This window comes from Butyribacter sp. (genome assembly GCF_056818865.1).
Genome location: NZ_DBLYGC010000021.1, coordinates 54,004 through 62,453, shown reverse-complemented (window position 1 = coordinate 62,453; position 8,450 = coordinate 54,004). Strand labels below are relative to the sequence as shown.

Sequence of the window (8,450 nt, the reverse complement as noted above, 5' to 3'; positions counted from 1 at the left end):
CAAATATTTGTGTCTGTTTTTTGATTTCCACGTTCCCATAACGCAAGTATAGCACAAACCTCCGCTTCCGGCTACCTTAACCCTCCGTCTAAAGCCAGTGGAATTGCGGTAGCCCTATTTCAAGAAATATCTGTAGTAATCATTTGCGTCAAATCCTCTGTCAAGTGTTCGAACACAGTTCTTTGAGAAATGTGCAGACAACGATTTCAAGCATTGTAGATTCTCGTGTGTTGCACTGATAAACCCTTTTTCTGCCGCCGAAAAGACTTTTTCGTAGACGGGAAGTGGCATTTTTTTATTCTGTGAAAGCACGGCAGCTTCCACAGTAAAGTATCCTTTTCTAATTTCTCCTGTACTACCGTCACGGACATCAGAAATCGCTTCCATTTTCGGACTGCATGGTTTGATAATATCAGAATTATCAATAACAATAACTGCATTTTCCTCGTTTATCTGTTTCTTAACCACCGAGATATTAAAATACCATAAAGCATCTGTAAAAGAAATTTGTTTTGTGGTTGTTTCAATCCGTTTGAAATTTTTTCTGAGAAATTTGCTAAATTCCGTTTAATTTCATATCCTAATCTGTTATAATTAATCATGCAAACACACTCCTTTGTTTTATTTGTTTTGTCGAGATTTAATTATAACATTAGTGCAGTGTTTTTGCTTTTTTATTTTGCAGATGATTTAGTTTCTCAAAAAAATGGGGAAACTCAAAATTTTTGTATATTGCAAATTCTTTTTGCATATGATATAATGTCTTCAGACAAAGAGAAGCTATTGTTCCATAGCGAACACAAAACAAAACCCCCGATGTTGCCGCATCGGGGGTTTTTATTCCTATTTTGATGTGGAAGGCTTAATACCACAGGTTAGTTGCCGATTATTTATTACCATCTAACCATTTGATGATGTAATGACAAATCACACCACCCATGACAGTAACAAAAAGAGAGGCTATATACTCCATAGCAAACACCTCCTTCCCTTGCCGGTATAGGAGAGGCAACGAACCTATTTTATCACATATGATGACATTATTCTACATCATTTTCCTGACAACTAATCCCTGAATCCGTGAAGTTCCTTGTTTTATAAAACTAAGCCCATAAAAATAGGTTTAGCATAGTAATTTTACAGAAATTTTGTGCCGATTTCAAATAAATGAAATTATATCAAGTACGACACCTTGTAAATCGTTTATAAAAAAGCGTATAAGGGCATACTTCCACCTTGGTCCGGTTACGAAATTTCTGTAAGACTGTTTGATTTTATAGCTGGAAATCTGCAAAAGCTGAATATACTCTTGCAAAGGTATGCCTCCATACATTGCTTCTGCCAAGTTCCATAACCAGCTGGCGTGCATGAGTTGTGATATGGCTCGCCATCATTATCATATTCCCGATAACTGTACGCAGTCTGCGCCGATGTACTCTATGTTTGAGCTTAGGACCATGTCCGCCTATCGTTTCCTGACCAATCATGCGCAGGATGTTATATGCGATTATTGTGAGTTCCAGAACCAGTTCATTGGTCTCAAATTTGCCAGATGGAAGATGTTCTACATCAATGTCTGTTTTTATTTCACTGTGTAACTGCTCGCATTCCCCATGGGCATGGTAATTCTGGATGACTTCTTCATCTGTCATTCCGGTGTTTGTCCACCATGTATTGACTTCAATATCGGCTGGAAAAAGGAATTGACCATATTTATCAACTGTCCGCTCTATTATCTCATACCCTGTTCGGATTGTGACAGTTTTTTTCTCTCAATCCGCTGTGGTGTAGCTGACTGGTTTCCAGTCACTTCCGGTATATACTGTTTTTCCTTCACGGGGAGCTGTGACATTCTGGGATTTTGCCTTTGCCATCTCAAACCAGTCATCCTTACTTTCACGGCGCAGATTCCTTTTTATAATAAAGTAGCAGTCGCTTTCCAAAAGAATACCAATGTTTTCGGCAGAGTCGTTTCCAGAATCCAGCCGGATAAGCAGCGGTTCATCTGTTATCTGCCTGCACATGGCAATTGTTTCCCGAAGGAATGCAGGAGTATCGCACTGACAGTGCTGTTTTCCCTCCCTCAGCTGTGCATTTACCAGATAACCTTCTGTTCCGATATATGCCATAATAGGTGCATAACCATCATATCCTTTGTAGGTACGTGATACACCTTCTTTTCTGGTTTTAGAATTGTCAAACGGCGTAACATCAATATCTACTGGGACATAGCCATTTGGAAGCCTTGAAGGTATGATACCGTTCATGTGCAGCATCTCCACATTTTCTGCAAGGATACGATTTCGCAGGGAATCCCCAATATCGTCCATTCTCTGACGCAGTGTTTCCTCAATGGGGATGCTGCGTGTTATACCCAGGGCATATTTATAAAATTCCTGATCATCGTCCATTTGGTGGCCCGCTTGATACTGTGGCTTTCCCATGTACAGCATACCGATATATGTTAGAAGGATGTCGCCATTTTTTATCTGGTGCTGAGATCTGTTTGGTGTTACATCCATGCGGTTACAGCGCTTTACAAAATCGCTCTTGCTAAGAATTGCACCTACAACAGAAAGACCGCTGGCAGGAATGATACGTTCATTCGAAAATTTAATTTTTATATTATTCATCGTATACACCCTTCTTTCATCGAACTATAAGAATATTATACCAAAAAATGATTCACCTAACAGGTGAAAATGCAAAACAGGTAAAAATAACAGGAAAACTTGATAAATACAGGCTTTGGGAGTATCGTTGTCGTTTTAACTTCACGGATTCAGGATCTAATATATCGCTAATATTTCTCCATGTGTAAATAATCACACCTTTTTCCAACGAGATTCGAATTAGCTGCGCACACTCTTTTTAATTCTACAACATATAATCTCCAATTAAATGCCTATTCCAAAAACTCTTGAGATTGCATTATCCCACTGTCCCGTCTCATGTAAAATATGTTCAATTACATCGCGAACAGCACCATTTCCGCCATTAACGACGCTTATATAATTTGCAATTTTTTTTATTTCGGGACAACTATCAGCAGGGCAGCCAATATATCCAACAAGCATCATCGGTGGCAAATCATTCAAATCATCACCGATGTAGCCAACCTCTTCCTTCTTTAATTTATGCTGAGACATAAATGTCTGTAAAAACTCTGCCTTGTTCTTTACATTCTGATAAAGATATTCCACTTTCATCTCTGTCATCCTTCTAGTGGTTGCAGCGCATTCTCTCCCTGTGAGAACCATGATTTTAATTCCAACACTATGTGCAGCAAAGAACCCCGCTGCATCCTTCGTGCAGAATTTTTTCAACTCATTTCCTCTCTCATCATAATATACCCCTGCATCTGTCATTGTTCCATCCACATCAATAACTATTAATTTAAGCTCCATTACTTTCCCTCCTCCTCTGTATCATAAGCGGATGGTGTCAGAAAAGCAACCCTAACATCAAGATTCCGAATAGCATTAGCAACAGCCAAATTAAATTTATTTCCGTGTTCAGTGTATGTTCTTATGTTAGTAGTATAATAATTATTTCCATTTTCTGTATAGCCATCAGCTCCTATGGCATAAATAGCCTTAGTATCCATTTCCTTCAAGAGCTTAAGAAGCATTATAAAGCTATTGCATCCTTGATCAAAGGCTCCTGACAAACTGTTATAATCAATTTTATAGTCTGATATTCTACCAATAAGATTAGAAGTAATAATCGTTTTACAGGAAATGTTCTCAAGATTACTAAAACGCTTGTTATTACTGAAGAATGCAAAGTCAACCAAATACGATTCCGGTACAAAATTAATTGCTATAACCACAGGATTCTCCTGCTTAATAAATTCTTTGATTTTCGTTTCATATGTTAAAATCGATGCTCCCGGTGCGATCAAGAGAACTTTTTTACCGGAAAGCAAATTGTAAAGTTCTGCTCGGCTTCCAGAATCATCAATCCGATTGCTCTTATAATCCTCATACACTGAATCCGCATATGTTGCATCAAATGCAGTCTTTTTATCATCAGCAAATCGCGCCAATATATGATTAATGTCTCTTATTGTCAGATCGCCTTTTTTTAAATAATGCTCTGCGTAATTTCTATGCAAATTAAATCTTGCAGAAAGGAAATATGCCGGAGTATATCCCCACTCAGGCGCACCCTTCAACGGTGCAATATAATCTTGAATAGCATCCATCATGTAATCAATGTCATATGTTTTTCCTGTATAATCATTGCAATAATCTGCAATCAATTCAATGGGCAAATTTCCTGGGATTCTGCCCATTCCCATCAAACTGCCATCCACCGCAACCGGTCGATTCAAATGTTTATCTATAAATGCTTGTGCCAAACAACAACTTAAAGACATATTTTCATGCAAATGTAATGCAACTCTTATATTTCTATCCAAATTGTTATCTACTAATGAAACAATTCGATCCAAGTCTCTTCGTTTCATACTTCCAAATGTATCAACAATAGAGAACTGATAAGGCTGAATTTGGTTTACTTGTTTAATAATCCAAAGAATACGCTCATCAGAATAGCCCATAATATTAATTGGATTAATTGACAATTTGTATCCTTTTGCCTTGACTTCTCTGGCGAAATCCATACCATCTTCAATATCATAATCGTGAGCGGTAATTCGAATCATCTCTATCCCACTTCCAGTGTAAGGGGATAATTTATTAATATCGTAATTACTTCTCATTGCCATAGCCGAATACATTGTATTTCCTGCATCATCTGGCAAGAGCTTGTTAAGTTCCTCGATACGATTGCACACTGTGACATCTGGATTGTATTCATCTACATTCCGCAAAAATCCAACTTCTACGACATCAATATTCGACTTAGTAAGACGAGTAATGATATCTTTTGCACAATTAAAACCGAATTTCCAGTCATTCACATACCCACCATCACGCAAAGTACAATCCAACAATTTTAAATCATATGATGCCATTATTTATTTCCTTCCTTCATCATTTTAATGACCATCTCAAGATCTTTTTCTGTATCAACTGATAAGCTATGGCACTCTGCTATCAAAGAAAGTTTCAACTGTTTTCCATAATCTAAGAATCTTAAAGTATCAATTCCTTCAATCAATTCAAACCGACCTGGATTTGAATTTTTGTAAAAATCAAGCATTTTTTTATTGTACCCAATGATACCAACATGCTTATAATACTTAAAATCAATAGCCTTAAACGGATACGGAATTGGTGTTCTTGACATATACAGAGCGTTCATATTATCATCAAATACCATCTTTATATTTGATGGATCCATTACTTGAGCCGGATCAGTCATCTCCGTAATAATATTTGTTCCAAACTCTACATTCTGCGGTACACTATCTGGAATAGCTGCAGCAACTGCCTCAGTATTAATCAAAGGTTCATCACCATTTAATTGAACATAGAAATCTGCTTTAATTGTTTCTGAGACCTCTTGCAATCTATGTGCTGCTGCTCTATGTGTACTAGCTGTCATCACAACAGGAATCTTGTTTGCTTCGCAAACAATTCTGATTCTTTCATCATCTGTAGCAACATACACTTCATCCAACTTTTCAACAGTACATACTCTTTTATATACCCACCAAATCATTGGATGCCCAAGAATATCCTTTAACGGTTTTCCCGGCAAACGGGTTGATCCATATCTTGCTGGAATAATTCCTACTACTTTCATTTTCTAACCTCACATTCCAAAAAACTTTGAAGCAATCTTTTTTCCTAAAATTTTTCACACATACAACATGTTAAGTAGCTGAGTACCAAGAAAAGGCAAGCCTAATCTAATCAATCTATTTTTCAAAAAAGTACCGCAGAGCACATTCTTCTCATTGACTAAATATCCAGAAATCACAAAAAATAATCCTACTGGGAAATCTAAAAAGTTTCGAATGAGCATCCATGCCCAGTATACTATGTTCGTACCCTCAAGCACTCTATATTCTTCTGCACTTTTACAGTGAATGAATATTACTGCAATTATGCAGAAAGCCCTTGCATATTGAATCCACTCAATCTGTTTTCTTTTTTCCATAACTAGTATCCTCTTCCCACTATTTTGTTAAGCAATATTTTCAGCTTTACAACCGGTCGAAATAGTGGCGTTTTTTTATAATATCGTAACGAATGAAAATAGCCGTCTGCCCATTTTTCATATCCCATATTTTTTATGTCTCGGTATATACAATCTCTATATACCGGACGAACAGTTGGCCTAACAAGATTCTTGTTTTTTTCAATTATCCATTCAATTTTTGTTGGTGAAATCTTTAATGCATCTTTCACCTCGCTAAGGACATTCTGTCCTGCCTTTGTGTTACACAGAATACAACTTATGTCATCGTCATCTTTAAATTCTGTGTGATACTGTTTTCCCCACTCATAATCACCTATCGTCAAGTCTCCTTGCCTGTTCAAATTGCAAAATGGACACTTATAACAGATTTCATTAAGTGAATGCATATCATAAAATGCATTATAAAAAGCATCCTTGTAATATGGTTTAACTTCGGAGTTTCCGTCTATATATGTATATGTATATGTATATGTAAAGTATCGTTTTGACTGCTGAGATTTCAAGCGAAATTCAAAACTTTTCAGTTTTTTATGCTTTGTTTTTTCTACGTATTCGATATTATTCATATACATCTGCGGACTAGGAACCCCATGGCAAACTAAATCTACTGTCAAAAGACGGTCGTATTGTCTTCCTAGGTACTTTTTTAAGCCGGCGACCTGGCAAGGAGTGCCAACAAAAAGAACATCTATTTCTTGTTCAAGTCTTTCCTTAATCTTACTGTATACATTTCCCATGTAGCTTTGAACGTATTTGCTCCTCCTGATTCTATCTAAATCCGATTCATTACGAATCTCCATATGAATAGGACGCAAATCATCATTTGATCCGCAGCCAAATACCGATCCATTATTTTTTAATATTTTCTTCGCAATCACGGAAAAAATCCCACCAGAGGAACTTTTCATATAGATTTCATTATCCTTAGAAGTAGCAGCATAAGCACAAATCTCATTACTAAACTCATCCGAATTATCAGATTTCTTTTTATTTACTGGACATCTTTCCATACAGATTCCGCAGTTAACACATCTTGATTCATCAATATACGCCTTATAAAATCCTTCGTCATCATATTTTAGCGAGATACATTGTTTTGGACATGCGCATACACAGGCACCACAGCCACAACATTCATCTAATTGTGATATATTCCTATTCATATGCCTCCCTCTCTTTATGATTATCCAAAGCATTAAGCAACCATTTTGCCCCTGCTTTCCTTCTCTTAAGAATCTCCTGATTCACACACACCCAATCAATATTGCTATCGTCTAGTGTATCAGATACCATTCTGCCACCTAATGAAAACGTATTAATCAAGTCACTCATTCTTACACTAATTTTTCCTCGTTTGAATACCCAGAACGGTTTGTTGTATATTATTGAAAAAGCTGTAGCATGAAATGAATCAGTCATTACATAAGATGCGTTTCTCAAATTATATAGAAACTCTTGTGGTCCAGCCGAAATAGCGGATTGACATGGAACAGTAATGAGATTTGAAAGTTCAAATGATTCATTGATATCCAAAACAATTGATAATCCATTTTTGGCTGCAAAATCATTAGCAAGTTTGATTGCTTTTTCGTTTGTTCCTAAAATATAAACATATACATAGCTTCCTTTAACTTTATAATCTGTCTTCTTTTCAATTTTCATATATTCTGACTTATCAAGAAGAAAAACTGGATCAATCACAACATCTACCTGTTTATCAGTAAATTTCCTTATAAATGAAACACTTGACTTTTCGCGAACGGATATAAAATCAAGACAATCAAATGCATTTTCATAGCACTCCTCATATTTCTCAAGAAATTCCGCATCGTTTGTGCCAATAGAAGCAGCATAAGCCACTTTTCTAATCTCTTTCTTTGGGGAACGTAGAAAATAAAGCTCGCGATCAATACACCGAGCGATTTCTGGTTTCCAAACAACATCACTTCCCACAACGATGGCATCAAACGAATTAACTATTTGATCATTAACATTGGTAACCTCTTTTGTAAGCGTCAACAAGTTTTTTCTAAACTCTTCAAAATGCGAATGCTGTATATCATATTCAGACTTAACAGATTCACCACAAACCGTCTTATTTGCATAGGACATATGTAATTGTTTTTTCCATTTAATCAATAACTTGTTAATCAATTTTTTCAGAACATTATTCTCCACAATACGACCTGCATATTTATAATCAATCGTATTTACAGCATATCCTTCTTCTAATAAAAAATGTTCCATTGCATACGCAAGCAAAACAGCACCATGACTATCGCATCGCTGAATGTTTAATAATCCGATATGTTTTATAGTCATTGTCTCTAATCCCC

7 protein-coding genes and 1 pseudogene are annotated in these 8,450 nt (G+C 36.3%); all 8 read right to left on the bottom strand.

Features of this window, described 5'->3' with window-relative positions:
- Positions 1-114 precede the first annotated feature (114 nt).
- The 8 genes and pseudogenes from ACZLXV_RS10510 to ACZLXV_RS10475 all read right to left on the bottom strand — a co-directional run bounded on the left by ACZLXV_RS10510 (position 115) and on the right by ACZLXV_RS10475 (position 8,436).
- A complete protein-coding gene (locus tag ACZLXV_RS10510) occupies positions 115-468 on the bottom strand; it encodes a hypothetical protein (RefSeq protein WP_482383381.1) in 354 nt (117 codons plus the stop codon).
- 806 nt (positions 469-1,274) lie between these two features.
- Positions 1,275-2,633, bottom strand: a pseudogene (locus ACZLXV_RS10505) (IS1380 family transposase).
- A gap of 264 nt (positions 2,634-2,897) precedes the next feature.
- The gene (locus ACZLXV_RS10500) at positions 2,898-3,407 is read right to left on the bottom strand and encodes a KdsC family phosphatase (RefSeq protein ID WP_482383380.1); all 510 of its coding nucleotides are present in this window, start codon (positions 3,405-3,407) and stop codon (positions 2,898-2,900) included.
- On the bottom strand, positions 3,407-4,981 hold the full coding sequence (locus ACZLXV_RS10495; protein ID WP_482383379.1) for an aldolase catalytic domain-containing protein: 1,575 nt from the start codon (positions 4,979-4,981) through the stop codon (positions 3,407-3,409). Before ACZLXV_RS10495 ends, ACZLXV_RS10500 begins: the two co-directional genes overlap by 1 nt.
- On the bottom strand, positions 4,981-5,715 hold the full coding sequence (gene kdsB, locus ACZLXV_RS10490; RefSeq protein WP_482383378.1) for a 3-deoxy-manno-octulosonate cytidylyltransferase: 735 nt from the start codon (positions 5,713-5,715) through the stop codon (positions 4,981-4,983). The genes ACZLXV_RS10495 and kdsB overlap by 1 nt, the downstream gene beginning before the upstream one ends.
- A 54-nt stretch (positions 5,716-5,769) precedes the next feature.
- Entirely contained in the window at positions 5,770-6,072 is a 303-nt protein-coding gene (locus ACZLXV_RS10485) for an acyltransferase family protein (protein ID WP_482383377.1), read from the bottom strand.
- A 2-nt stretch (positions 6,073-6,074) separates the two neighbouring features.
- Positions 6,075-7,277: a Coenzyme F420 hydrogenase/dehydrogenase, beta subunit C-terminal domain gene (locus ACZLXV_RS10480; RefSeq protein WP_482383376.1), complete on the bottom strand. Its 1,203-nt coding sequence runs from the start codon at positions 7,275-7,277 to the stop codon at positions 6,075-6,077.
- Entirely contained in the window at positions 7,270-8,436 is a 1,167-nt protein-coding gene (locus ACZLXV_RS10475) for a polysaccharide pyruvyl transferase family protein (protein WP_482383375.1), read from the bottom strand. The genes ACZLXV_RS10480 and ACZLXV_RS10475 overlap by 8 nt, the downstream gene beginning before the upstream one ends.
- Positions 8,437-8,450: the final 14 nt, after the last annotated feature.

Bases quoted from the DNA above. Each gene is read 5' to 3' on its own strand.
- ACZLXV_RS10475 (WP_482383375.1), bottom strand. From the start codon at position 8,436: ATGACTATAAAACATATCGGATTATTAAACATTCAGCGATGCGATAGT.
- ACZLXV_RS10480 (WP_482383376.1), bottom strand. From the start codon at position 7,277: ATGAATAGGAATATATCACAATTAGATGAATGTTGTGGCTGTGGTGCC.
- ACZLXV_RS10500 (WP_482383380.1), bottom strand. From the start codon at position 3,407: ATGGAGCTTAAATTAATAGTTATTGATGTGGATGGAACAATGACAGAT.
- kdsB (WP_482383378.1), bottom strand. From the start codon at position 5,715: ATGAAAGTAGTAGGAATTATTCCAGCAAGATATGGATCAACCCGTTTG.
- ACZLXV_RS10495 (WP_482383379.1), bottom strand. From the start codon at position 4,981: ATGGCATCATATGATTTAAAATTGTTGGATTGTACTTTGCGTGATGGT.
- ACZLXV_RS10485 (WP_482383377.1), bottom strand. From the start codon at position 6,072: ATGGAAAAAAGAAAACAGATTGAGTGGATTCAATATGCAAGGGCTTTC.